This window comes from Serratia sp. M24T3 (assembly GCF_000257645.1).
Taxonomy (GTDB): domain Bacteria; phylum Pseudomonadota; class Gammaproteobacteria; order Enterobacterales; family Enterobacteriaceae; genus Rouxiella.
The window spans coordinates 110,645-134,732 of record NZ_AJHJ01000007.1 but is presented as its reverse complement, the minus strand read 5'-3'; the positions used below and the strand labels follow the sequence as shown (position 1 = coordinate 134,732).

Sequence of the window (24,088 nt, the reverse complement as noted above, 5' to 3'; positions counted from 1 at the left end):
CAAAAAAGGCGAGGACCATATCCTCGCCTTTTTACTTTCTATCAGGCCTGCTTATCCGCGAACCCAGCCTTTACGAATCGGCAGTGCAAAACTAAAGCGGTACAACTTATCCAGCAAGCTGCTGATTTGTGTACCGAACAGGTTCCAGACCAGCTGTGAAAACAGGCAGCCCAGAATGCCAACCAGGAAGCCGCCGAGCATATCCATCGGCCAGTGAACACCTACGTAAACGCGAGACCAGGCAATACCCAAACCGATCACCAGCAGCACAGTTCCCGACCAGACGCGATGCCAGAACAGGAAGGCGAGGGCAAAGGTAAAGATTGCTGTGCCGTGATCGCTCGGGAAGGAACTATCGGACGAATGATGCATAAAGGTATAACCATAGCCTTCCATAAACGGACGAGCATGAGGAAATAGCTCCGATATTGCTCTTGCAAAAGCCATGGCAAACACTAATGCAATGCCGATTTTGGTCACCAGAGTGCGTTGGGGGTTGATGTTGTGGTGTTGCCCCCACAGGTAAAGTCCCACGATTAACGCGGGCACGATTAAAATCATATCTTTTGCCAGGAACAAGGCGATATCCAACAGCCATTTTGGCGAGTTGGGCGTCGCATTAATCCAGGTAAACAGCTGGTGATTGAGCTGCTCCATATATATCCTCATCTTATTGTCGGCAAAATAGGCGCCGGAAATTATTAACTAAAAGATTAACTACAAGCTTACTAAAAAGCTGACCGTTAAAAATTAACTCAGTTCAACGTTAAGACTTCCGAGGGCATCAGTAAAGTGTATAAAACTCTTAAATTGCGCCTTATTTAACCTTCATATAGTTAGCCAACACCCTTGAAAATACAGGATAAAAATTAAGAAAAACTTAAGGGAGTAGAATGTTGCTGCTAATATCGCCAATATTCAGGAATATTCTTAATTATAAACAATCAGTTGGTGAAAAATCAAAGGGCTAAACATGGACAAGTTTAAGCTTGTCCATTTATTAACATTTTAATTATTCAATTTTAATTCTTAAATCGAAAGCTGACAGAATTCCACAGTCGGCATTACGCGTGCGATTGGACCATTAAGGCAGGCATTGTGATGAGCAATGATATCCGCTGCGGCAAGTTGTTGGGTATTAACGCAGCTGTGTGCATCAGAGATAAGAATCGGCTTAAAGCCTAAGGCCAGAGCTGAGCGACAGGCAGTATCAACACAATATTGAGTTTTAAGACCAACAATGACGACTTCCTGGACATCTTTTTTCTCGAGCTGATTTGCCAAGGAAGTACCGTCAAAACAGCTGGCGCGCGACTTATCGATATAAATATCTCGTGACGGGTCGATATTCAATTCGGGAATGACATTCCAAATGGCTTCACCTGCGGCAAAAGGTGATCCGGCTGGACCCGCATGGCGGATAAAAAACACCGGCTGGTCAATCTGGTGAAAATGGCTAATAAGTTGATTGATATTGTTCAGCAGATTATCGCGCAGGTATGGCAGCGGTTCTACTGAACATTGGCCCAGCTGCATATCGATAACTAGCAGGGCTTTTTTTACTTGAGAGTGAGGTTGCATGGTGTTCTCCTGATTGAGCCGCAAATGTCAGGAGCTAACTTAACCCCTGCCATGGTTGGCGGGGTTGAGGTTGTTGTTTACCAGCGCACAACAACCTGCGACCCACCGTAAAAGGTAGTCGTTGTGATGGTTGTGTAAGTCAGTGCGCTAAAAATATTCATGTAATCAATATGTCAGCCAGACATTATGCCGTCAATAAATTAATTCCTTCCTTGGCTTAACGAAAACCACTGAATGAAACAATTCGTTAACATTCTGCTTGGGTGAAAACTGTTTAGTTGACGCGCAGTGGAGTATTTTTTTAGCCAGCGAGTCAAACTGAAGCAATTGAGAAACGCGGTGTGAATTATCCCGCAGAGTGCAGATAAACCCGTACCTTTTAAAAAGAGCGAGTATCAAATGGATAGCAGAACGCTTGCCACTTACAATAAGCAAACTGCTGATTACGCGGAAGAATGGGAATCACAGCCATCGGCAATGATTTGCATGAGACCATTAAGACATTCTTTACTCAAGGCCCCACTATTGACGCTGGGTGCGGCAGTGGGCGTGATGCTGCCTGGCTAAACGCCAACGGTTATCCGACAGTTGGCGTCGATGCTTCCAAAGGACTATTACTTGAAGCCCATAGACACCATCCTGAATTAACACTTTTTTATTCAGCACTGCCGGAATTAACCGGCGTGGTGGAAGAAAGTTTTGAAAATGTGCTTTGTGAAACAGTCATCATGCATCTGCCAATAGACCTTATTGAGCCTTCAGTGCACAAACTGCTTAATCTGTTAAAAAGTCAGGGTATTTTATACCTTAGCTGGCGGGTGACGGAGGAAGAAGATCGCCGTGACGAACAGGGAAGACTGTATGCTGCTTTTGACGAACGTATCGTAATCAATGGTTTGGTAGGGGCGCAGCTGCTAATGGATGAGAAAGTGGTGAGTCAGTCATCCGGGAAAATTATTCGCAGGATTGTGGCGCGCAAAAATTGAAGTTAACGCTGTCAGTTTGACTTACTCGGCTAAGAAAAAATTTATCGCTTATCAAAATCCCCAACAAATTTCACTACTATCTCAATTTCTGCACAAGTGTTTCCTATATTATGCTGTTTTTCACTAACCTCTATTCCTTTATCATTCTCCACTTACATTATTGGAGACTGTTTAATGCAGCTTTTATTTATATTACTCGTCGTGGCAGGCGGGATGGGGTTATCCGTTGAAGCCGGATTATTAGGACCACTGGGGAGTGAAGTCGGGGATCTGTGGGCGACTTTCAGCATCTTTGGTATTGGGGCAGCACTGACCTTTTTGCTGATGCTATTTTTCAGTCCACGCAATAGTCCATCGTTTTTCGCCCAGCCAGCCTGGCAACTAATAGGAGGAATTCTCGGCCCGGTGTATGTGGTTATTTTGACAGTCGCCGTTCCTGCCATCGGTATTGCCATGACCATGATTGGTATTCTCGCCGGTCAGGTGTTTAAAAGTCTGGTAATTGATCACTATGGGCTTTTTGGTACTGCTCACCGAAAAATTGATAATAAACGCATTATCGCGTTGGTATTTATTGTTGCTGCGCTTGTTCTTGTGGCCAAAGGTTAAGGTGAATCCATGACTGTTTTAATGATCCTTCTCGCCGTGGTCGGTGGTGCATTTTTAAGTATTCAGGCAGCAATCAATGGCCAGCTGGGCAGCAAGGTTGGCGTCTTTGGCAGCGCTTTTTTGACTTTTTCAACAGGAGCCTTGGTTACGGCATTGCTAATTTTCTTCTTTGAACCGAAGCATGATCTGACCCTGCTGGATGTGCCCAAATGGCAGCTATTGGGGGCGTTTTGCGGCGTGCCTTATATTGTCATTATGGTGCTGGCGGTACAGCGCATTGGTGCGGCGGTAGCCACCGTAGCAGTAATTTTCGGTCAGTTGGCGATGAGTATGCTGATTGATAATTTTGGCTGGTTAGGCAATGAGACTATTCACTTCTCGCTGACGCGTTTAGGTGCGGTAATTTGTTTGGGGATTGCGCTATTCTTTATCTACTCCAGCAATAAATCCAATTCAGCCGACACAGAAGTAAACGCCGAAATACGCGAATAACCAAGTTAATCAGGGCAGTGTACAACGCTCTGCCCTGATGGCTTGAATATAAAATAAACAAAATTGACAAAGGTAATCGAGACTGTAAAGTAAAATACCTTTCCTTCTAAAGCTTCGTGGTCCTCTAACGTTGAGCGCCAGTCGTTTTATCTGCTTGGCTACGCCAATAAGAACTAACTCATGTACCAAGCTAATGAACCCTACTTTCAACCGCTTTCGAAAGCTATTCTCACCGAAGCCATTAAAGTCTTTTACCAATTTGGCTATAAAAAATGCTCGATGGAGGACATCGCAACAGCGGCCAAAGTATCAAGGCAGACGCTTCATCTTTATTTTCGTAATAAAGAACAGCTTTTTCGTGCGGCCTTAGAAATTATGACCCACGATTTGTTGATTGCGATACAGAATGTTGCTGATAATCAAAACGGTGCAATCGAGGATATTTTATCCGAGATTTTTGATGTTCTCTGTGGAAAGCAAGGCGCTGTTTCATCGGCGGCTAATATCGCCGAATTAATGGCTGTCGCGCATTCTAAAGAGCGGCATCTGATCACTCGTTTTCAGGCCAAAGTGCAGGAAATATTGGCGAATGCGCTTACTCGGGCTGGCATAGACACTCATTGGCAGCAGCATGGGATCAGCGCTCAGGATTTGGCGTTGCATCTCCTTGATACCTCAGCCGGTATTAAATCTTTATTCACTAAAGGGGACGACTCAAATTACCTGCGGCGGATGGCAATCGCTATTCGAGTTGTAGTGATTGGGGCTCGTTAGCACATTCCGACTTTCGAACTTTTGCGGAACGCACAAAGGTGTCCTATAAATAGCTTCTAGCTTGCTCGCAAGGGCAGGTTATGCTGAAATCAATAACCGCAGTTCACAGAGTTGTTTGGCTAAGTTCGCAAGCATGGGAGAATATAGTCTGAATGTATCAGCTCTATTATTGCCGAGGTAAAGCTAGCCTGACCCCGCATATGCTTTTGGAAGAACTCGATGTCCCCTATCAGTTAGTCCCTATCGATGTAAAAAATAATCAACATAAAACTGCGCAATATCTGGCGCTAAATCCTATGGGCCAAATCCCGCTATTGATAGATTTGGATGTAAAAATCACTGAAACTGCTGCAATCTGCCTTTATCTCTCAGATAAACACCCAGAAAAAAACTTCGCTCCTGCATTGGGAACCACAGAGCGCGGCCTCTTCTATAAATGGTTATTTTTCCTGACAAGTAATCTACAAGCTGAGCTGATGATTTATTTCAACCCGCAGCATTACAGCGAAAGTGACAAGGCTGGGGTCAAAATGCGTGCCTATGAAAATATCTCCGGCATGCTAGATTTAATTGAAAATCAGTTGGTAGAAAACCAATCTTTTGCGACAGGTCCTTATTTTTTGGATAAACATTGCAGCGCTGTCGATTTAATGCTCTTGATGCTTTCTCGCTGGACCAGCGACTTGGCCTATCCTGCGCGAGTCAGACCCTGTTTAAATAAGCTTCTTAATCTGGTTGTCTCCCGGCCTGCCGTGATACGTGCGTTTAATGACGAAAATATTGTTGCCCCTTATTTCTGAGGTTTAAAAAATGAAAGCGCGTGAACATCATTATCAGGTTTCAATCGAGTGGATTGGCAATAAAGGCACTGGCACCTCTTCTTACAAAGCTTATGCACGAGATTATGTGATCAGTGCGGATTCAAAAAGCGATATCCAAGGATCGTCCGATCCCGCCTTCCTCGGGGATGCAACGCGTTGGAATCCTGAAGATTTGCTGGTGGCGTCGGCATCAGCATGCCATAAATTGTGGTATTTGCACCTGTGTGCCGAAGCTGGAATTATTGTTGAGGCTTATGTTGATCACGCAGAGGGAACCATGGTAGAAGGAGAAAAGGGTAGATTTACTCGCATTGTGTTGAAGCCGGAAGTGACCGTAAAGCCAGAGACGAATATCGAATTGGCAACGGATTTGCATCATAAAGCGCATGAACTTTGCTATGTGGCGAACTCTTTTAACTTTCCTGTGCACTGCGAGCCAACTTTCAAGATTTACGCTGGATTAAGATAGTTTGCCAACCCCTTGTAATCGAATATGTTTTTACCTTAGTATGCTAAGTATTGGTAAGTTTTAATTAAGTATGATTACCATTAAAAAATGGAGACCTGGATTGAGCAAATGTAGGGATCCTTTGATTTTGAAATTTACTGCCTGTCTAGGCGCTAAACACAGCAGAAAAATCAATATTTTAGGTTAAAACCTTTTATAAAGGGATATAACATGACTACCACTAAAGATTTCGAACAGTCTTGCCGCGACCAAATAACAGTTTTGTTTTTATCAGAAATCCTTAACCGTCTTGGTGTGATTGCCGCAGGGAAAGTTCTGACCAACGTCACCAAAAAGGTTAATGCCGAGGAAGATGAAGAAGTTAAGGCACGACTTTTAAGTTACATCGATGAGCTTAAAGCGAGCTACGTAAATGATCCTGACAATCCGCCGATTGAAGGTCACAAATGGCAGATACCTCGTTAATCGAGAAAAAAGAGCGACATTTTTTAATCAGCCCACAGAGATGTGGGTTTTTTATTGCTCGTTATAAACCATTCTACTGCTCAATGACTTTCTTTTATTTCAGGCAAGAAAAAACCCGGTAACCTTGAACCTAATAGAGGCGGGGTTAACGGGCTCTCCAATATGGGGACTTCTAAGAAAAGCAGTGGCAATAGTTAAGACTGCTTCTCTGATAGAAAGTTCGCGATAGTTCAAAAAAAACACAATTATTTGTTGATTTTCTAAATCTATCAAACGAGTCAATGGGTTACATTAACTGCCCGGCCAGATGATGACGATAAAGGTCCCTGCTAAGGTTAGTAACACGTTAGCGATAGCGTAAGTCCCCGCGTAACCCAGTGCTGGAATATTGCTGCGTGCGGTGTCGCTGATGATTTCCATTGCAGGAGCACAGGTGCGTGCTCCCATGATGGCACCAAAAAGCAACGCGCGGTTCATGCGCAGTACATAAGCACCAAAGATAAAGCAGATAATAACCGGCACCAGGCTGACTATCAGACCGGAAAGCAGCATCTGGCCACCTACTGCACCAAGACCGTGATTAATACCGGCTCCGGCACTTAGCCCAACTCCGGCCATAAACACCATCAGGCCAAATTCTTTCACCATATTTAACGCACCCTGCGGGATATAGCCGAAAGTAGGGTGGTTGGCTCGCAGGAAGCCGAGCATGATGCCGGCAAACAGCAATCCTGCCGCGTTACCAATACCAAACGTGATGGTTTTAAACTGGAAGGTGATTAAACCAATCATCAACCCGACAATAAAGAAGGCGCAAAAGGCCAGCAAATCTGTCACCTGGCTGTGGATTGAGATAAAGCCGATGCGTTCAGCCAGGCTTTTAACGCGTCGCGCGTCGCCGCTAATCTGCAACACATCACCTTTGTTAAGCACGATGCTATCGTCAATCGGCATTTCGATTTGGCTGCGGATAACGCGGTTGAGGAAGCATCCATAGTCAGTCAGATTGATTTGGCTTAACCGTTTACCGACCGTGTTATTATTTTTTACCACCACTTCTTCAGTGACTATGCGCATGTCGAGAAGATCGCGATCGAACACTTCCTTGCCATTTCGGAAGCTCGGATCAAGACGTGAATGAGCATCGGGATATCCCACCAACGCGATTTCGTCACCGTATTGCAGCACCGCATCGCCGTCTGGCGTGGCGAGAATGCCGTTACGGCGAATACGCTCGATATAACAGCCAGTTTGGCGATAAATCCCCAATTCGCGCAAGTTTTTACCGTCGGCCCAGGCAACCAGCTCTTGACCTACGCGGTAGGCGCGGATCACCGGCAAATAAACTTTACGCTGACTGTCAGTGTCGAGGCCGCGCTCGCGGGCAATTTGCTGGGCACTGGTGGACAGATCCTGATGCTGTAGTTTCGGCAGATAACGCGCGCCGAAAATGAGACTTACCAGACCAATAAGATAGGTTAGGGCATAACCCAGGCTGAGGTTATCGAGCTCCGGCCCAAGAATCTTGGTGCTGCCCAGAGTATTACGCAGCGTATCCCCCGCGCCGACCAGCACCGGTGTTGAGGTCATCGAGCCTGCCAGCATACCGGCGGTTAGCCCGATATCCCAGCCAAAAAGCCGCCCCAGCCCAAAGGCCAGCAGCATGGCGGTACCCACCATGACCAGCGCCAGCATCAGATAATTTTTGCCATCGCGGAAGAAAATTGAAAAAAAGTTAGGCCCGGCTTCGACACCCACACAAAAAATAAACAGCATAAAGCCGAGATTGAGTGCCTCGGTATTGATGCTGAAATGCTGTTGCCCGAGCAGCAGGGAAACGACTAAAACTCCAATGGAATTACCTAATTGTACCGATCCTAGTCGTACTTTCCCCAGACACAGGCCGAGCGCCAGTACCACAAAAAGTAAAAGGATGTAGTTACCATTTAACAAACTAGCGACATTTATATTCACAGAGTATTACTTATTGGTTACCAGCAATTTATTGAAATATATAACAGCAAGAGATAAATTCATTCATGCTACTGATGAAAACCACGCAGCTAATGGATCGCACTCAATTGCTGAAACTGTTTATCCGATACTGTTTATCAGAAATGACGGGCGGTATTCTAGTCCTTGCTGCGGATTACAGCCAGTGTTAGCAAGTGTTTAAGAACAAAAACAACTGTATAGCCAAATGGACAGTGGCTGTATGTCTACGTTTTTGCTATCTGCTGTAACTCAAGGCCCGAAGGTGCAGGTGTTCATTAACTATGGAGAGAAGACATGAAACGGTATTTACCCCTTTTATACGGCACTATAAATGCTATTTTATTTATAATTGTTTTTATTTCGTTAAAAGGTCATGTCGTAACTGTTAATAGAATTATTCCACAGAGTGATTTATGCATGCTGCTTTATTTGCTGCCTGGAATGATTGCCTGTTTATTAAGCCGTGGTGAGAATTTTATTGCTCTATTGTTGGGCGCGATTATTAGCGTTCCCTTGTGTTTATTAATTCGCCATTATTTCCTGTTGGAAATTCGCAGCAACTGGCAAGAGATTGCCTACCTGATTAGCGCCGTATTCTGGTCGATGCTGGGCGTAATGTTTGTGCTGTTGTATCAAGTCTGGGGCAAGCAGTCGCGCAGGCAAAAGCGGCGGATATGACTTGGCAAACACAAAAAAAGCACTCTTTTCAGAGTGCTTTTTAATTCTGAACCGCAATTGGCCCGCAATGGGATTATTGCTGAAACAGCGCCAGATGCTCTTTGGCGTAAGCTTCAAAATCGGTGCAGCCGCCAATGTGTTTCTGGTCGAGGAAAATCTGTGGAACAGTTTCTACCGGCTTGCCCACAGTCTTTTCCAGATCTGCTTTAGAAATGCCTTCCGCGTGAATATCAACATAACGGAAATTGAAATCGTCACGTTCTTCAGTCAGTTTTTCCGCCAACTCTTTTGCACGTACACAATAAGGACAGCCAGGACGCCCGAAAATTACTGCAAACATGGAGACTCCTTAGATTTTTAAATGCCTGAAAGTCAGGACTTGACAAATTTGAGATGTAAATCGCAGAAATTATTTATAATTTAGCGCAGTGCTCTCACAACATGAAGTTACTATGCCTGTCTCGGCAGAGAAAAAAAAGTAGGAATTACCTGTCGCTTTGATGTGCTGTGCCTATCTGCGCCATTATGTTTAGAAAAAATACGACAATGAATGTAAACCCGTCATTCAAGCAAAAGAGGGCAGTCATTTAGTGCGGCGGCGCTTGCAATGGGCCTGACGAACATGAATCATTGCTGCCTTAAGGGCACGTTTGCCCGTGTTGATTTTCAATTATTTATCATTCGTTCAAAACCAAGGATCCACATTATGACGCCAACTATTGACCTCCTTCGAGCCCACAGCTCGGTACGCTCTTTTACCGATCAGGCGCTCGGCGATGAGCAAAGAGAGGCAATTATTGGCGCGGCTCAGGCTGCGTCCACGTCAAGTTTTCTTCAGTGTTCATCCATTATCCGCATCACTGACCCGGCACTGCGCGAGAAGCTGGTTGAGTATACTGGCGGCCAAAAATATGTCGCTACCGCTGCGGAGTTCTGGGTGTTTTGCGCTGATTTTAATCGTAATCAGCAAATTAATCGTGAAGCTGAGTTGGGGCTGGCCGAGCAATTGCTGCTTGGCTGCGTTGACACCGCACTGATGGCGCAAAACGCGATGGCTGCCGCTGAATCATTGGGTCTGGGCGGCGTATTTATCGGCGGGATCCGCAACCGTATCGAAGACGTTGTCGCATTGCTTAATCTGCCAAAATTTGTGATGCCGCTGTTTGGCTTTTGTGTTGGCTATCCGGCGCAGACCAATGCCTTCAAGCCGCGTATGCCACAGAGTATGCTGGTGCATGAAAACAGCTATCAGCCGTTAGATAAAACTCAGCTCGCAGAATATGATGCCGAACTTGAATTCTATTTTTCTCAACGCGACAGCAACGCCCGCAAGGATAACTGGAGTGACCTGATTATGCGCACGCTGAAAAAAGAGCAACGTCCGTTTATGCTCGAAGCCTTGCATAAACAAGGTTGGGCAACGCGTTAATAGACAACGGAGTGTCTGATGAAAATTGCCGTACTTTCCCGCGATGGAAGCCTTTATTCGTGTAAACGCCTCAAGGAAGCCGGGGAGGCGCGCGGTCACGAAATCGAGGTGATCGACCCTCTTTCTTGCTATATGAACATCAACTGTGCCGCGCCGAGTGTGCATTATCGCGGCCGTCAGCTGGAAAAGTATCAGGCGGTTATCCCAAGGATTGGGCCAGCCATTACCTTTTATGGCACCGCCGTTCTGCGGCAGTTTGAGATGCTGGGCAGTTTTCCGCTTAACGAATCGGTAGCCATCACCCGGGCGCGTGACAAACTGCGTTCGATGCAGATTTTGGCTCGTGAAGGTATTGATCTTCCGATCACCGGCTTTGCCCATTCGCCGGATGACACTTCTGACCTGATTGCCCTGGTCGGCGGTGCGCCGCTGGTGGTGAAATTGGTTGAAGGAACGCAGGGTATTGGCGTGGTGCTCGCCGAAACGCGACAGGCCGCAGAAAGCGTGATCGATGCCTTTCGCGGTCTTAACGCCCATATTCTGGTGCAGGAGTATATTCGCGAAGCCGAAGGCCGCGATATTCGCTGTCTGGTCGTGGGTAAAAAGGTGGTGGCGGCAATTGAACGTCAGGCCAAACCTGGCGAATTTCGTTCCAATCTGCATCGCGGTGGCACGGCGCGTAATGTCAAAATCACCGCGCAAGAAAAAGATATTGCCATCAAGGCAGCCATGACGCTGGGCCTTGACGTTGCCGGGGTGGATATCCTTCGAGCCAATCGTGGGCCGCTGGTCATGGAGGTCAATGCATCCCCGGGATTGGAGGGCATTGAAACCACCACCGGAATGGATATTGCCGGCATGATGATTGATTATATCGAGCAACGCGCCAAACCCGGCTTCAGGCTGAAATCTGGCGGGTAATTCACTGGCACAACATATTTAGTACCGATGTGCCGAATAATTCGGCAGATCGGTTTTTTTGTGGCAGTTGTACCCATAATTTGAGCGAATAACTGTTAATGTCAGGATTGATCGTGGCGCTGGCAGGTAATTTTCCGTAAGCTGTCGCCCTTGAACATTCACTTAAAATGACCGATTACGTAAAAATCCTGCGTAAACTGATTTTCAAGTTCCGACATTATTACGATTCGTCATCGTGCTTTATTGACTCACTGAGGCTGATTATATGGATTCACTCACCGTCCCTGATTTGGCGTTGCTAAGACGCTGGCTGGATCAGCTGGGCATTTCTTTTTTCGAGTGTGATTCTTGTCAGGCTCTTCACTTGCCGCACATGCAGAATTTCGACGGCGTATTTGACGCGAAGGTCGATCTGGTTGATGGCGTGATTTTGTTTTCGGCGCTGGCCGAAGTGAAACCCACCGCGCTTATCCCATTGGTTGCCGATCTCAGCCAGATTAACGCCAGCTCGCTGACTGTTAAAGCTTTTGTGGATATTCAGGATGACAATCTGCCAAAGCTGATTGTTTGCCAGTCGATAAGTGTTGCAGTCGGCATTACTGTTGAGCAATTTGCCCATTTCCTGCAACAGGGAGAAGAGCAAATGTCGATGATTATTCTTGAAGCGCACGCCAATGATCTGCTATTTCTTGGCGATGAAGACGAAAGCGCGCCACCGGTAAGCCTGAACATCCCGCTACTGCACTAATTTTCCCTCGCGCCTTGCGCAGCTGTTCCCTCTAGCATGACTTTAGACAGCGTTGCCATTCCGATGGCTGCGCTGTTTTTGTTGTTTTTCAAAAAATTTTATTCTGAACATGAGTCATTGTTGCCATTTATTTCACTTTGCATGAGCGTGAATGGCGCAGTCTATAGACAAAAATGCATAAATATTCGATGAATGGTGTTTTTTCATCCCAGCTATGGTGTGATTTAGCGCACAGAGTTATGCTGACTCTTCTGCAAAGAGTAAAGGATGTTGTGAAAAACCAAATGGTTATTTCAACGGTGGCGTAGTTTGCAGAATGCATTTTTATGCAGTTCCCTCCGATGCCAGGGTTGGCAAGAAATTTATCCAGATTAGTAATATGTTTACTAATCTAATTACTTACTGGTCTTTAGACCTGCTTGCTTACAAAGTGGGTTTATAGCGCGGTGACCAGAGGCAAGTTTAATTTTATCCCCTGTTGGAGGTAATAACGGATGTTTACCCTGCGTAAAAAGTGGTTGTCGGGCGTTATCGCCGGTGTGGCTATGGCCGCGTCAGTTGCTGCATCTGCAGATGATAAAACACTGCATATTTATAACTGGTCTGATTACATTGCACCTGACACGGTGGCCAATTTCCAGAAAGAAACGGGCATCAAAGTAGTGTATGACGTGTTTGACTCCAACGAGGTGCTGGAGGGCAAACTGATGGCAGGCAGCACCGGTTTTGATCTGGTGGTTCCTTCGGCCAGTTTCCTCGAACGCCAAATCTCCGCCGGCGTGTTCAAACCGCTGGACAAGAGCAAGCTGCCCAATTACAAAAATCTCGATCCCGAGCTGTTGAAAATGGTTGCCCAGCACGATCCGGGCAACAAATATGCCATTCCCTATCTCTGGGCGACTACCGGTATCGGCTATAACGTCGACAAAGTGAAGGCCGCGCTGGGTAAAGATGCGCCGGTTAACAGCTGGGATCTGGTGCTTAATCCCGATAACCTCGCCAAACTCAAGGGCTGCGGCGTTTCCTTCCTCGATGCACCGGCTGAAATTTATGCCACAGTGTTGAATTACCTGCATCTTGACCCGAACAGCACCAAACCCGAGGATTATACCGCCGCCACTGATCTGTTGTTAAAACTGCGCCCAAGCATTCGTTATTTCCATTCTTCGCAGTACATCAACGATCTTGCCAACGGGGATATCTGCGTGGCCGTAGGCTGGGCGGGCGATGTTATCCAGGCATCCAACCGCGCCAAAGAAGCAAAAAATGGAGTCAATATTGCCTATAGCATTCCGAAAGAAGGGGCTTTGGCCTTCTTCGACGTGTTTGCAATGCCTGCTGATGCCAAAAACACCGATGAAGCCTACCAGTTCCTTAATTATCTGATGAGGCCGGAAGTGATGGCGGGGATAAGCAACGCGGTGTTTTATGCCAGCGGTAATGCGGCCGCGACTCCGCTGGTAAAACCTGAGATTCGCAATAATCCAGGTATTTATCCTTCCGCCGAGGTTCGCGCCAAACTGTTCGGCCTGAAAGTGCAGGACCCGAAAATTGACCGCCTGATCACCCGTTCATGGACCAAGGTACAAAGTGGTAAATAACACTTAATCTAAAGACGCTGTTGTTTATTAAGAAAAATGTTCATTAAGGCAAATGTATCTTTTAGCCGACAGCACGAATAGGCGGCTCCAGTGGGTTCACGGGGCCGCCTGGCTTTTTCTTGATTTTTTTAACCCGCTTCTGACGGAGATATTTCTGAGTGAATGATGTAATTCCACAACCTCAGCCGCAGTTTAAAGGTGAAAAAGTGCAAAAAGCTTTTTCCCCTCTGTTGGAAATTCGCAATTTGTCCAAGTCATTCGACGGCCAGCTTGCCGTTGATGATGTCAATCTAACCATCTATAAAGGCGAGATATTTGCGTTGCTTGGCGCGTCAGGATGCGGGAAATCGACCCTGTTGCGCATGCTGGCCGGTTTTGAGCAGCCCACGAAAGGGCAAATCGTCCTCGACGGACAGGATTTGTCGCAGGTGCCGCCTTATCAGCGACCAATCAATATGATGTTTCAGTCCTATGCGCTCTTTCCGCACATGACGGTTGAGCAAAATATTGCCTTCGGACTCAAGCAGGACAAACTGCCTTCTGCCGAAATTAAAGCGCGGGTCGCTGAAATGCTCACTCTGGTACACATGCAAGAGTATGCCAGGCGCAAACCGCACCAGCTCTCTGGCGGGCAGCGTCAGCGCGTGGCGTTGGCACGCAGCCTGGCCAAGCGACCAAAACTGTTGCTGCTTGACGAACCGATGGGGGCGTTGGATAAAAAGCTCCGTGACCGCATGCAGCTTGAGGTGGTGGATATCCTCGAGCGCGTGGGTGCGACCTGCGTCATGGTGACCCACGATCAGGAAGAGGCGATGACCATGGCGGGTCGTATTGCGATTATGAATCGAGGGAAATTTGTGCAGATCGGCGAGCCGGAAGAAATTTATGAGCATCCGAACAGCCGTTTTAGCGCCGAGTTTATTGGTTCGATGAACGTATTTGAAGGACTGCTTGAATCCCGTCAGGACGATGCACTGCTGATCCGCAGTCCAGGGTTGGTGCATCCGTTAAAAGTTTCTTCTGACGCCTCGGTGATCGACGGCGTGCCTGCGTTTGTGGCGCTGCGCCCTGAAAAAATCATGCTTTGTGATGAGGTTCCAGCCGACGGCTGCAACTTTGCGGTGGGAGAGGTAGTAAACATTGCCTACCTGGGTGACCTGTCGATTTACCACGTTAAACTGCTCAGCGGCCAGTTAATCACCGCTCAATTGCAAAACGGCCATCGCTTTCGCAAAGGCATGCCGACGTGGGGAGATGAAGTCAGCCTGTGTTGGGAAGCCGACAGCTGCGTGGTGTTGACCATTTAAGTCGAGGAGATAACGATGACCCTGGTAACACAAACCCCCGAGGCTAAACCTCCCGGCAAAATTCACCTGTTTTTGAGAAAAATGCGCCAGTCACACGGCAGAAAACTGGTGATCATGCTGCCGCTGGTGTGGTTTATTCTGCTCTTCGTCTTGCCGTTTCTGATTGTGCTAAAAATCAGTTTTGCCGATATGGCGCGGGCCATTCCGCCTTATACCGACCTGATGACCTGGACCGATGGCGTGTTGGATATTGCGTTGAATTTTGGCAATTATATTCAACTCGGCAGTGACGCGCTGTATATCGAGTCGTATCTGCAATCGCTGGAAGTGGCCGCTATCTCGACGCTGCTGTGTCTGCTGATTGGTTATCCGCTGGCGTGGGCGGTGGCGCACAGCTCACCGGCGACGCGTAACATCCTGTTGCTGCTAGTGATTTTGCCTTCGTGGACTTCCTTTTTGATCCGCGTTTATGCCTGGATGGCGATTCTCAAAGACAACGGCGTGTTGAATAATTTTCTGATGTGGCTGGGCGTTATCGATCAGCCGCTGGTTATCTTGCATACCAATCTGGCGGTTTATATCGGCATCGTTTATTCATATTTGCCGTTTATGGTGCTGCCAATTTACACCGCCTTAACCCGCCTGGATTACTCGCTGGTTGAAGCTTCTCTGGATCTCGGTGCGAAACCCTTTAAAACCTTTATCAAGGTGATTGTGCCGTTGACCAAGAGCGGGATCATTGCCGGATCAATGCTGGTATTTATTCCGGCGGTGGGCGAGTACGTGATCCCAGAACTGCTTGGCGGCCCGGACAGCATCATGATTGGCCGCATTTTGTGGCAGGAGTTCTTTAACAATCGCGACTGGCCTGTGGCTTCGGCGGTGGCCGTGGTGATGTTATTGCTGCTGATTATGCCGATCCTTTGGTTCCACAAATATCAGAATAAAGAACTGGGGGATAAACCATGAATCCGTTACCCGTGGTGCGCTCACCGTGGCGAATCCTTATTTTGGTGCTGGGTTTTGCCTTCCTGTATGCCCCGATGCTAATTCTGGTGATCTACTCTTTTAACAGCTCAAAACTGGTGACTGTCTGGGCGGGTTGGTCAACGCAGTGGTATAGCGCATTGTTTCACGATTCCGCGATGATTGGCGCGGTGAGCATGAGCCTGACCATTGCCACCGCGGCAGCCAGCATGGCGGTGGTAGTGGGGACGTTGGCGGCCGTGGTGATGGTGCGCTATGGCCGTTTCAAAGGCTCTACCGGCTTTGCATTTATGCTCACTGCGCCATTGGTGATGCCTGATGTGATAACCGGGCTGGCCCTGTTACTGCTGTTTGTGGCCATGGGCCACACGTTAGGCTGGCCGAGCGAGCGCGGGATGTTCACCATCTGGCTGGCGCACGTCACCTTTTGCAGTGCCTACGTCGCAGTGGTGGTCTCGGCGCGATTGCGCGAACTGGACCGTTCAATCGAAGAGGCGGCACTGGACCTCGGCGCGACGCCGCTAAAAGTGTTTTTTATCATCACCATCCCGATGATCGCTCCGGCGTTGGTATCCGGCTGGCTGCTGGCATTCACCCTGTCGCTGGATGATTTGGTTATTGCCAGCTTTGTTGCCGGGCCGGGTTCGACCACCTTGCCGATGCTGGTTTTCGCCAGCGTGCGTTTGGGCACTAATCCGGAAATAAACGCGCTGGCTACCCTGATTCTGCTGGTGGTGGGGATTATCGGCGTGATTGCCTGGTGGTTTATGCATCGCGCCGAAAAGCAGCGGGTTAAAGACTTACAGCGTGCCGCGCGGCATTAAATATTCCCGCTTAAGATTTCCCATGCGATAAATGAGCCTTTGATTGCGCGCGGTGTTACAATCCGCGCCAACTTTTTAACTGCCCGATCAAGCTATCGCGATAACGGTCCTTATTTATGCATTGCGCGCAATACACCGCCGGAACCTGCCGGTCCTGCCAGTGGCTGGAAAAACCCTATGCCACCCAGCTCAGTGAAAAACAGCAAAATCTTGCCGATCTGCTTGCCGATTTTACTGTGGGCGAATGGCGCGAGCCGGTCGCAGGCAAGCAGCAGGCATTTCGTAACAAAGCCAAAATGGTGGTGAGCGGCAGCGTAGAGCGTCCACTGCTGGGCATGCTGCATCGTGATGGCACGCCGGTAGATTTATGCGATTGCCCGTTATATCCCTCGAGCTTCAGTGACGTATTTCAGCATCTTAAAACCTTTATCGCCCGTGCAGGATTAACGCCTTACAACGTAGCGCGCAAACGTGGCGAACTCAAACACCTGCTGCTGACCGAAAGCCAGTACAACGGCGGGCTGATGCTGCGCTTCGTACTCCGTTCTGAAACCAAGCTGGCCCAACTGCGCGCGGCGCTGCCGTGGTTGATGGAGCAGGTGCCCGCGTTGCAGGTAATATCGGCAAATATTCAGCCGATACACATGGCGATTCTGGAGGGGGATCGTGAAATCCCTCTCACCAGTCAGCAGGCGCTGGAAGAACACTTCAATCAGGTGCCGTTGTTTATCCGTCCGCAAAGTTTTTTCCAGACTAATCCACAGGTTGCTGCTGCGCTGTACGCTACTGCAAGAGATTGGGTGGCGGAAAGGGAGATTGCCAGCATGTGGGATCTGTTCTGTGGCGTTGGTGGCTTTGGATTACACTGCGCCAAACCTGAAACCAGGCTCACGGGCATTGAAATCAGCGCCGAGGCGATTGTGTGTGCCAAAATTTCGGCCGAGCGTCTGGGTTTAAAGCAAGTTGAGTTTAAAGCGCTGGACTCTACCGGTTTTGCCACTGGGCATGACGCCGTGCCGGAGTTGGTGCTGGTTAATCCACCGCGCAGGGGAATTGGCAGTGAATTGTGCCGCTATCTCGATGAGATGGCACCGCCAAGATTGCTGTACTCAAGTTGCAATGCTCAGACAATGGCCAAGGATTTAGCCGAGCTAAAAAACTATCGTATTGAACGTGTACAGTTGTTCGATATGTTTCCACATACTGCCCACTATGAAGTGTTGACCTTACTTATTCGTAATAATTAGCGGCTCTATGCGCATCAGAATAGCCGCTAAAAAATAACCCACTAGCCTGTGACCTGCATTTAGAACAGAGAGAACAACATCACTACCGGCAGGCTCATTGGCCAGGTTAACCCGATAATTCCTGAGGTTAGCAAACGAATTTTGATTGTGTCACGGCTCACCAGCAAGGTGAAAATTGCGCCGATTGCTAATCCACCCCAGTAAATAGTTTTAATTGCTTCCCACCACAAATGCACGATAACCCCTAATTTTAATAAACCTCAACGAATGCGGGTCATTCTATGCGGTTAACATTTTGCAATCAATTGGTAAGTGATTATGTTCACAAATTTACAAAGTAACTAAAATGTTAATAATAAGTTTCGGGATTACTTTAGTTAAAATTTCAATATAAGCACAACTTTTTGGGAAGTTTGGCAGCGTAAACGTTTGCCTAGGCATAAACATCGCTTGTCCGATACTTACCTACTGGTTTAAGCTGTGGTGTAAAGATTGAAAATCTTTGAACAAAAGGCACAAAGAGGCCATCCGAAGTTTTCACTATTTTTGGAAGTGAATTATGCCAGCGGGATCTAAAAAACGGCCTTTAAGCCGATATCTTAAAGATTACAAGCATACCCAGACGAACTGTTCCCAATGTGGAAAAGAGCTGGACAGAATGGCTTTGGTTTTTCGTGGTCAGATTATTAACAAAAACGCGATTTCCAAAATGGATCAACCTATCGACGATGAGCTATGGGGCGATCTTTCTAAGGATTTATTGGCCTTGTGCCGCTTTTGTAGTGAGATTTCCTTTAATAGCACTTATCACTATTTCGAAATTGTCGCCTTTAAGCAGTATCTTTTCGAACAGACAGACATGAACCACAGCACGGTGCGTGAATATGTCGTTCGCCTGCGCAGGCTGGATGAAATTTTGACCGCCAGTGATTATCCTCAGGATAAAATTGCTGACAAAAATATACACCAGCGAATTGTTGAAGATGTTCCTTTAGCCGTTACCGATAACTACCGGATTGCCTTAAGGAAATATGACCAGTTCCTTGCCTGGCAAAGTGAAATGCCTTCAGACGGTATTTATACCGAACAGGCTTGATTGCCTGTAAGATTTACAGATAAAGTTATTCCTAAACCAAGCAGGTATCTTTGATGCCTGCTTTTTTTGTGTCGCAAACTGATATAATAGAACAATACTTTTTCTTTGAAATGCATCAGCCTAAAACTTAGCTTCGGGGGATCACCGTGCCTTCATCTTTGCCTAACTCATCTTCACTTGCCGTCTTGAAACATCAATTAGAAAGCTTTTCCCGTATTGATTTGGTAGGAAACAGCACACCGCTGGAACGATTAAATCGTCTTTCAGACTTTGTAGGGCGCGATATTTACATTAAACGTGACGATGTCACGCCGCTGGCGCTTGGTGGTAACAAGTTGAGAAAACTTGAGTTTTTAGCTGCAGCTGCCATTGAAGAAGGGGCGGATACACTGATCACTGCTGGAGCTATTCAGTCAAACCACGTGCGCCAAACGGCGGCAGTCGCGGCAAAGCTGGGCCTTAAGTGCCTGGCTTTACTGGAAAATCCAATCGGCACCGATGCTGAAAACTATCTCAACAACGGCAACCGCCTGCTTCTGGACTTGTTTAATACCGAAGTGGTGATGTGCGATGGCCTCTATGATCCCATGGCACAAATGGCCGAACAGGCAACGCTGCTCGAAGCTCAGGGATTCCGTCCGTACATTATTCCGGTGGGCGGTTCAAATGCGCTTGGGGCATTGGGTTACGTTCAGTGCGCCATTGAGATTGCCGAGCAAAGTTCTGCTGGCTTCGTGGATTTCAGTGCGGTAGTCGTCGCCTCTGGTAGTGCGGGAACCCACGCGGGCTTGGCCGTGGCAATGCGTGAGCTGATGCCAACCACGCAATTAATAGGCGTGACGGTGTCACGTAAAGCCGACGATCAGCGCCCCAAAGTTGAATTGCTTTCGAAAGAACTCATGGCTTTGCTTGAGATTGAAGGAGATGTCCCCACCGTCAATCTTTGGGATGACTATTTTGCACCGCGCTACGGCGAGCCTAACAAGGAAGGTCTGGCGGCTATCAAGCTGCTGGCCGAAATGGAGGCGATGTTGCTTGATCCGGTTTATACCGGCAAAGCGATGGCAGGGCTGCTAGATGCCCTCGAACGCCAAATAATTCCTGGAGATGGTCCGATTTTATTTGTGCATACGGGTGGCTCACCGGCATTGTTTGCTTATCTTTGAAACTAAGATCAATGAATTAGAGAGACAAAGTATTCGGCTCTTTTCAAATTCATGGGTCGTGCTGTTCAAATTCATTGATTTTACTGTTCAAATTATTTGAATGACTAGCCTTGTTACATTATTGATTGAAAATTGCCCCGCTCGCTTAAAAAACGGTCAGTCGATGAGACTGCCCGTTTACACTTTTGCCCTAAGCCGCTGAATTACCCCTTTAATAAAGCTTTGCTTTCCTGTACCAACATATCTGCGCTAATTTCTCCGATAGTCTTTGCCCCGGTCAGCGTCATCGCCACTTTCATTTCTTTTTCAATCAGCGTTAGCAGGTTTTCGACTCCACGCTGACCGTGCGTTGCCAGCGCGTAGAGATAGGCGCGACCAAGCAATACGGTGTCCGCTCCCAAAGCTATCATGCGTACCACGTCTAGTCCGTTTCGCACGCCGCTGTCGGCCAGAATAGTAATGTCTCCCTTTACCGCGTCGGCGATCGCCGGTAACGCCCGCGCAGTAGAAGGAACGCCATCGAGCTGCCGGCCACCGTGGTTGGAAACCACAATACCGTCGGCCCCAAAACGCACGGCATCGCGTGCATCTTCTTCGTCAAGAATTCCTTTGATAACCATAGGCCCATCCCAAAACTCGCGGATCCATTCGAGGTCTTTCCAGGAGATCGAAGGGTCAAAGTTGCTGGCAAGCCAGCCAATGTAATCTTCCAGTCCGGTGGGTTTACCAAGATAAGTGGAGATGTTGCCGAGATCGTGTGGCCGACCGTTCACGCCGACATCCCATGCCCACTGTGGATGGGTTACCGATTGCCAGTAGCGACGCATTGCCGCGTTGGGGCCGCTCATTCCAGAGTGGGCATCACGATAGCGCGCTCCGGGCGTTGGCATATCGACGGTAAATACCAGCGTCGAGCAGCCCGCAGCCTTGGCGCGTTCTAACGCATTGCGCATAAAGCCACGATCGCGCAGCACATAAAGCTGAAACCACATCGGGCGGTTAATTTCCGGGGTAACTTCCTCAATCGGGCACACCGATACGGTGGAAAGGGTAAAGGGAATACCTTTGTTGGCTGCCGCACGCGCCGCCTGGACCTCACCTCGTCTGGCGTACATGCCACACAGGCCAACTGGCGCCAAGGCAATCGGCATCGACAGCGTTTCATTAAACAGTTTGGTTTCGAGATTGAGATCCGACATATTTTTCAGTACGCGCTGGCGCAGGGCAATCTGCGAGAGATCCTCAACGTTATGCCTGAGTGTCGATTCGGTGTAAGAACCGCCGTCAATATAGTGAAAAAGAAACGGGGGCAGAATACGCTGTGCCGCAGGGCGATAGTCACTGGAGGCTGAAATAATCATTGCAGAATTCCTTTAATTTCCATTTTCTCTATTTTTCCTGGCCGGGCAGGCGGGTAATGCGGGCCTGTCTGGCCTCGTCTTCATCAAGCGTTTTTAACGTCGAATGAACAAAACTGATGTGTTCCATGGCTGCCTCGCGGGCGCGCACCGCATCACCATCCAGAATGGCCTCAAGCAAGGCGCGATGCTGTTCGGTTAATCGGGCAAAAATAGTTTGCTGGCTGTACATGCGTTGGCGGCTTTGTCTTACCGAGGATTGCAGCAATTCGAAAAATCCGCGCATTGTCTGTAACAGCACCACGTTGTGAGAAGCGGCAGCAATGGCCAAATGAAAACGGACATCTGCCTGAGCAGCCCATTGAGGATTTTCGTTTTCGTTTAGCATCAAGGTGGCATCAAAAGCGGACTGCAATAGTTCTTTGTCGGCCTCGGTGGCACGAAGAGCAGCATGCCATGCGGTACTGGCCTCAATTGAATGTCTGGCTTCGAGAATGTCGTAACGATACTCGGGGTCCTGATTGACCAGATTACGCAACGGCTCGACGATTTGTGTTTGCGCCCAGAGAGGCGGCTGCTCGCGTAAAAAAGTTCCGCCTCCCGGCCGACGTAATAACAGGCCCTCACTGCTAAGTTGTGAAATAGCCTCCCGCAGTGAGGATCTTGATACCCCGAGCAAAGTTGCCAGCTGGCGTTCGGCAGGCAAGCGCGCACCGGGTAAAAGCTGCTGCCGGGCAATAAATAAATTCAAACGTTCGGCTAGCTTGGCTGTGTGATGCACTTGGGGGGCGGACATCAATGACTCCTGGGAATTTTGTTACTGTTTGGTCAGACCAAAGCAGGCGGCGTAGCTTGGTTAACTGAAGTAGTTTGATTAAGTGAAATAGCTTGATTAACTGAAATTGTTAAGGAGTTGTTCTTATTATGCAAGGTGATAGCCGGAGTGGATTCGGTTTCTGCGATCTTAATTGGCTTTTAAATACTATTGGTAGGACCAAGAGCGAACTGTTAGGGGCGGCGGTAATAGAGAGCGCGCCATTTGAGTGGCTTAATTTCTCCCAATACTGTGTTAGTCATCACGCAGCAAAGGTTCAAGAAAAAACAAAGTTGAAAAACCATCTACACTTTTAATGTCACAGCTAAAAAGTAATGTCACAGCTAAAAAGTAATGAGATCGGCAACCTGTGTGAACTGAATAACTGACCAAACCAAGGAGTTGTGTATGAAAAAGGCATTTGTTATATCACTGACCGCTTTGCTGTCTGTTGCTGCTTTGACAGGATGCACGCGAACAAGTTATGCGATTCACACTAATGATGCTCGAACCATCATCAGTGACGGCAAACCGAAAGACACTGATACTGGTATGCTGGGTTATACCGATGCATGGGGTAAAAAACAGCAAATCAATAAAGCCGAAGTTAAAGAAGTTTCCGAACTTCCAAACTAAAGTCAAAGCTGCCTGCGGGCAGCTTTCATTTGTATATCTAAATGTATATATCCAAAAACTTCCCCATTATTCCAATCCTTTGTACTTTCATTTGACAGCCATGAGCGCCATTGACTATCAAGCACGATTACCTGCTTACAACCGTAGCGCAACACCTGATGTTGCTATAATCTGATAAGATTAAATATCTTATAATGATAAGATTTTGCCGTTTTCATAATGAATAATTTACTCTAATAAAATAGTTGCCAACAAAATGAACAATGAGGTGAGTATGGCTTTTTCAAATTTGCGTCGTCGCCTGGTGCTGGGTGCGGTGGCGGTTTCACTGTCTGCGGGTATGGCGACTCACGCCTTCGCAGCTTCTGAAAACGTTCTGGCTAAAATAAAAGAGCGCGGGACGATGATTGTCGGCCTGGAAGGGACCTATCCGCCGTTTAGTTTTCAGGGCGATGATGGCAAGCTGACCGGTTTTGAGGTCGAATTTGCTGACTCGCTGGCCCAGCATATGGGCGTGAAGGCCAAACTGGCCCCGACCAAATGGGACGGCATGCTGGCCGCGCTGCAGTCAAAACGCATCGATGTGGTGATCAATCAGGTGACTATCTCGCCTGAGCGCGAGAAAAAATATGATTTCTCCACTCCTTATACTGTTTCCGGTATTCAAGTGCTGACCAAAAAAGGCAATGAAGGCAAATTCTCGTCTCCTGATGACCTGAAAGGTAAAAAAGTCGGCGTGGGTCTGGGCAGTAATTACGAGCAGTGGCTGCGTCAAAACGAACCTGGTGTTGATATTCGCACTTATGATGATGATCCAACCAAGTATCAGGATCTGCGCGTAGGCCGTCTCGATGCTATTCTGGTTGATCGTCTGGCAGCGCTGGATCTGGTTAAAAAAACCGGTGATACCATGGCCGTTGCCGGTAAACCTTTCTCTCGTCAGGAATCAGGCGTCGCGTTGCGTAAAAACAACCCAGAACTGCTGGCTGCGATTAACAAGGCCATTGCCGATATGCAGAAAGATGGTTCACTGGCCAAGATTTCCGATAAGTGGTTTGGCGCAGATGTTACCAAGTAAGGTTTA

The 24,088-nt window shown here is 47.8% G+C and carries 27 protein-coding genes; 20 read left to right on the top strand and 7 right to left on the bottom strand.

Annotation, left to right across the window (positions count from 1 at the left end; all coding sequences use genetic code 11):
- Positions 1–51: 51 nt before the first annotated feature.
- Both ybjG and SPM24T3_RS08400 read right to left on the bottom strand, forming a co-directional pair.
- Positions 52–657, bottom strand: a complete 606-nt coding sequence (gene ybjG, locus SPM24T3_RS08405; protein ID WP_009636308.1) for an undecaprenyl-diphosphate phosphatase — start codon at positions 655–657, stop codon at positions 52–54.
- Positions 658–1,029: 372 nt separating this feature from the next.
- On the bottom strand, positions 1,030–1,581 hold the full coding sequence (locus tag SPM24T3_RS08400) for a cysteine hydrolase family protein (protein WP_009636307.1): 552 nt from the start codon (positions 1,579–1,581) through the stop codon (positions 1,030–1,032).
- A gap of 455 nt (positions 1,582–2,036) precedes the next feature.
- On the opposite strand from SPM24T3_RS08400, the gene SPM24T3_RS08395 reads away from it, so the two are divergent.
- The 7 genes from SPM24T3_RS08395 (at position 2,037) to SPM24T3_RS08365 (ending at position 6,197) form a co-directional block, all read left to right on the top strand.
- The gene (locus SPM24T3_RS08395) at positions 2,037–2,567 is read left to right on the top strand and encodes a bifunctional 2-polyprenyl-6-hydroxyphenol methylase/3-demethylubiquinol 3-O-methyltransferase UbiG (protein WP_009636306.1); all 531 of its coding nucleotides are present in this window, start codon (positions 2,037–2,039) and stop codon (positions 2,565–2,567) included.
- A gap of 174 nt (positions 2,568–2,741) precedes the next feature.
- Positions 2,742–3,176, top strand: a complete 435-nt coding sequence (locus tag SPM24T3_RS08390) for a DMT family transporter (RefSeq protein ID WP_009636305.1) — start codon at positions 2,742–2,744, stop codon at positions 3,174–3,176.
- Positions 3,177–3,185: 9 nt separating this feature from the next.
- The gene (locus tag SPM24T3_RS08385) at positions 3,186–3,668 is read left to right on the top strand and encodes a DMT family transporter (protein WP_009636304.1); all 483 of its coding nucleotides are present in this window, start codon (positions 3,186–3,188) and stop codon (positions 3,666–3,668) included.
- Between the two features lie 180 nt (positions 3,669–3,848).
- The gene (locus tag SPM24T3_RS08380; protein WP_009636303.1) at positions 3,849–4,442 is read left to right on the top strand and encodes a TetR/AcrR family transcriptional regulator; all 594 of its coding nucleotides are present in this window, start codon (positions 3,849–3,851) and stop codon (positions 4,440–4,442) included.
- A 152-nt stretch (positions 4,443–4,594) separates the two neighbouring features.
- Positions 4,595–5,242, top strand: coding sequence for a glutathione S-transferase family protein (locus SPM24T3_RS08375; protein WP_009636302.1), 648 nt, complete (start codon positions 4,595–4,597; stop codon positions 5,240–5,242).
- 10 nt (positions 5,243–5,252) lie between these two features.
- The gene (locus tag SPM24T3_RS08370) at positions 5,253–5,732 is read left to right on the top strand and encodes an OsmC family protein (RefSeq protein ID WP_009636301.1); all 480 of its coding nucleotides are present in this window, start codon (positions 5,253–5,255) and stop codon (positions 5,730–5,732) included.
- 210 nt (positions 5,733–5,942) lie between these two features.
- A complete protein-coding gene (locus SPM24T3_RS08365; RefSeq protein WP_009636300.1) occupies positions 5,943–6,197 on the top strand; it encodes a hypothetical protein in 255 nt (84 codons plus the stop codon).
- 291 nt (positions 6,198–6,488) lie between these two features.
- On the opposite strand, the gene SPM24T3_RS08360 is transcribed toward SPM24T3_RS08365, so the two are convergent.
- On the bottom strand, positions 6,489–8,171 hold the full coding sequence (locus tag SPM24T3_RS08360) for an aspartate:alanine antiporter (protein WP_009636299.1): 1,683 nt from the start codon (positions 8,169–8,171) through the stop codon (positions 6,489–6,491).
- 315 nt (positions 8,172–8,486) lie between these two features.
- On the opposite strand from SPM24T3_RS08360, the gene ybjM reads away from it, so the two are divergent.
- Complete coding sequence (gene ybjM / locus SPM24T3_RS08355) at positions 8,487–8,870, top strand: inner membrane protein YbjM (protein ID WP_009636298.1); 384 nt, start codon at positions 8,487–8,489, stop codon at positions 8,868–8,870.
- Positions 8,871–8,943: 73 nt separating this feature from the next.
- Here ybjM and SPM24T3_RS08350 read toward each other — a convergent pair whose 3' ends face one another.
- On the bottom strand, positions 8,944–9,210 hold the full coding sequence (locus tag SPM24T3_RS08350; RefSeq protein WP_009636297.1) for a GrxA family glutaredoxin: 267 nt from the start codon (positions 9,208–9,210) through the stop codon (positions 8,944–8,946).
- Between the two features lie 366 nt (positions 9,211–9,576).
- Here SPM24T3_RS08350 and nfsA point away from each other — a divergent pair, with 366 nt between their 5' ends.
- The 8 genes from nfsA to rlmC all read left to right on the top strand — a co-directional run bounded on the left by nfsA (position 9,577) and on the right by rlmC (position 17,934).
- The gene (gene nfsA, locus SPM24T3_RS08345) at positions 9,577–10,299 is read left to right on the top strand and encodes an oxygen-insensitive NADPH nitroreductase (protein WP_009636296.1); all 723 of its coding nucleotides are present in this window, start codon (positions 9,577–9,579) and stop codon (positions 10,297–10,299) included.
- Positions 10,300–10,317: 18 nt separating this feature from the next.
- Positions 10,318–11,220, top strand: coding sequence for a 30S ribosomal protein S6--L-glutamate ligase (gene rimK, locus SPM24T3_RS08340; RefSeq protein ID WP_009636295.1), 903 nt, complete (start codon positions 10,318–10,320; stop codon positions 11,218–11,220).
- A 265-nt stretch (positions 11,221–11,485) separates the two neighbouring features.
- The gene (locus SPM24T3_RS08335) at positions 11,486–11,968 is read left to right on the top strand and encodes a YbjN domain-containing protein (protein ID WP_009636294.1); all 483 of its coding nucleotides are present in this window, start codon (positions 11,486–11,488) and stop codon (positions 11,966–11,968) included.
- Positions 11,969–12,462: 494 nt separating this feature from the next.
- Positions 12,463–13,569: a spermidine/putrescine ABC transporter substrate-binding protein PotF gene (gene potF, locus SPM24T3_RS08330; protein WP_009636293.1), complete on the top strand. Its 1,107-nt coding sequence runs from the start codon at positions 12,463–12,465 to the stop codon at positions 13,567–13,569.
- 158 nt (positions 13,570–13,727) lie between these two features.
- Positions 13,728–14,876, top strand: a complete 1,149-nt coding sequence (gene potG, locus SPM24T3_RS08325) for a putrescine ABC transporter ATP-binding subunit PotG (RefSeq protein ID WP_009636292.1) — start codon at positions 13,728–13,730, stop codon at positions 14,874–14,876.
- A 15-nt stretch (positions 14,877–14,891) separates the two neighbouring features.
- On the top strand, positions 14,892–15,845 hold the full coding sequence (potH, locus tag SPM24T3_RS08320; RefSeq protein WP_009636291.1) for a putrescine ABC transporter permease PotH: 954 nt from the start codon (positions 14,892–14,894) through the stop codon (positions 15,843–15,845).
- Entirely contained in the window at positions 15,842–16,687 is an 846-nt protein-coding gene (gene potI, locus SPM24T3_RS08315; protein WP_009636290.1) for a putrescine ABC transporter permease PotI, read from the top strand. The genes potH and potI overlap by 4 nt, the downstream gene beginning before the upstream one ends.
- Positions 16,688–16,803: 116 nt before the next feature.
- The gene (rlmC, locus tag SPM24T3_RS08310) at positions 16,804–17,934 is read left to right on the top strand and encodes a 23S rRNA (uracil(747)-C(5))-methyltransferase RlmC (RefSeq protein WP_009636289.1); all 1,131 of its coding nucleotides are present in this window, start codon (positions 16,804–16,806) and stop codon (positions 17,932–17,934) included.
- 59 nt (positions 17,935–17,993) lie between these two features.
- Here the strand turns inward: rlmC and SPM24T3_RS24605 are convergent, their stop codons facing one another.
- Entirely contained in the window at positions 17,994–18,170 is a 177-nt protein-coding gene (locus SPM24T3_RS24605; RefSeq protein WP_009636288.1) for a GhoT/OrtT family toxin, read from the bottom strand.
- 323 nt (positions 18,171–18,493) lie between these two features.
- On the opposite strand from SPM24T3_RS24605, the gene fliZ reads away from it, so the two are divergent.
- Together fliZ and SPM24T3_RS08295 are read left to right on the top strand one after the other, a co-directional pair.
- Positions 18,494–19,030: a flagella biosynthesis regulatory protein FliZ gene (gene fliZ / locus SPM24T3_RS08300; RefSeq protein ID WP_050956148.1), complete on the top strand. Its 537-nt coding sequence runs from the start codon at positions 18,494–18,496 to the stop codon at positions 19,028–19,030.
- Between the two features lie 185 nt (positions 19,031–19,215).
- Entirely contained in the window at positions 19,216–20,196 is a 981-nt protein-coding gene (locus SPM24T3_RS08295) for a D-cysteine desulfhydrase (RefSeq protein ID WP_037378000.1), read from the top strand.
- Between the two features lie 203 nt (positions 20,197–20,399).
- Here SPM24T3_RS08295 and lldD read toward each other — a convergent pair whose 3' ends face one another.
- Together lldD and lldR are read right to left on the bottom strand one after the other, a co-directional pair.
- Positions 20,400–21,557, bottom strand: coding sequence for an FMN-dependent L-lactate dehydrogenase LldD (gene lldD, locus SPM24T3_RS08290; RefSeq protein WP_009636285.1), 1,158 nt, complete (start codon positions 21,555–21,557; stop codon positions 20,400–20,402).
- Positions 21,558–21,585: 28 nt separating this feature from the next.
- A complete protein-coding gene (gene lldR, locus SPM24T3_RS08285) occupies positions 21,586–22,350 on the bottom strand; it encodes a transcriptional regulator LldR (RefSeq protein WP_009636284.1) in 765 nt (254 codons plus the stop codon).
- Between the two features lie 426 nt (positions 22,351–22,776).
- Between lldR and SPM24T3_RS08275 the strand changes: the two genes are divergently transcribed.
- Both SPM24T3_RS08275 and tcyJ read left to right on the top strand, forming a co-directional pair.
- Positions 22,777–23,004 (top strand): YgdI/YgdR family lipoprotein, encoded by a 228-nt coding sequence (locus tag SPM24T3_RS08275; protein ID WP_009636282.1) that lies wholly within the window; start codon positions 22,777–22,779, stop codon positions 23,002–23,004.
- Between the two features lie 274 nt (positions 23,005–23,278).
- Complete coding sequence (gene tcyJ, locus SPM24T3_RS08270; protein ID WP_009636281.1) at positions 23,279–24,082, top strand: cystine ABC transporter substrate-binding protein; 804 nt, start codon at positions 23,279–23,281, stop codon at positions 24,080–24,082.
- Positions 24,083–24,088: the final 6 nt, after the last annotated feature.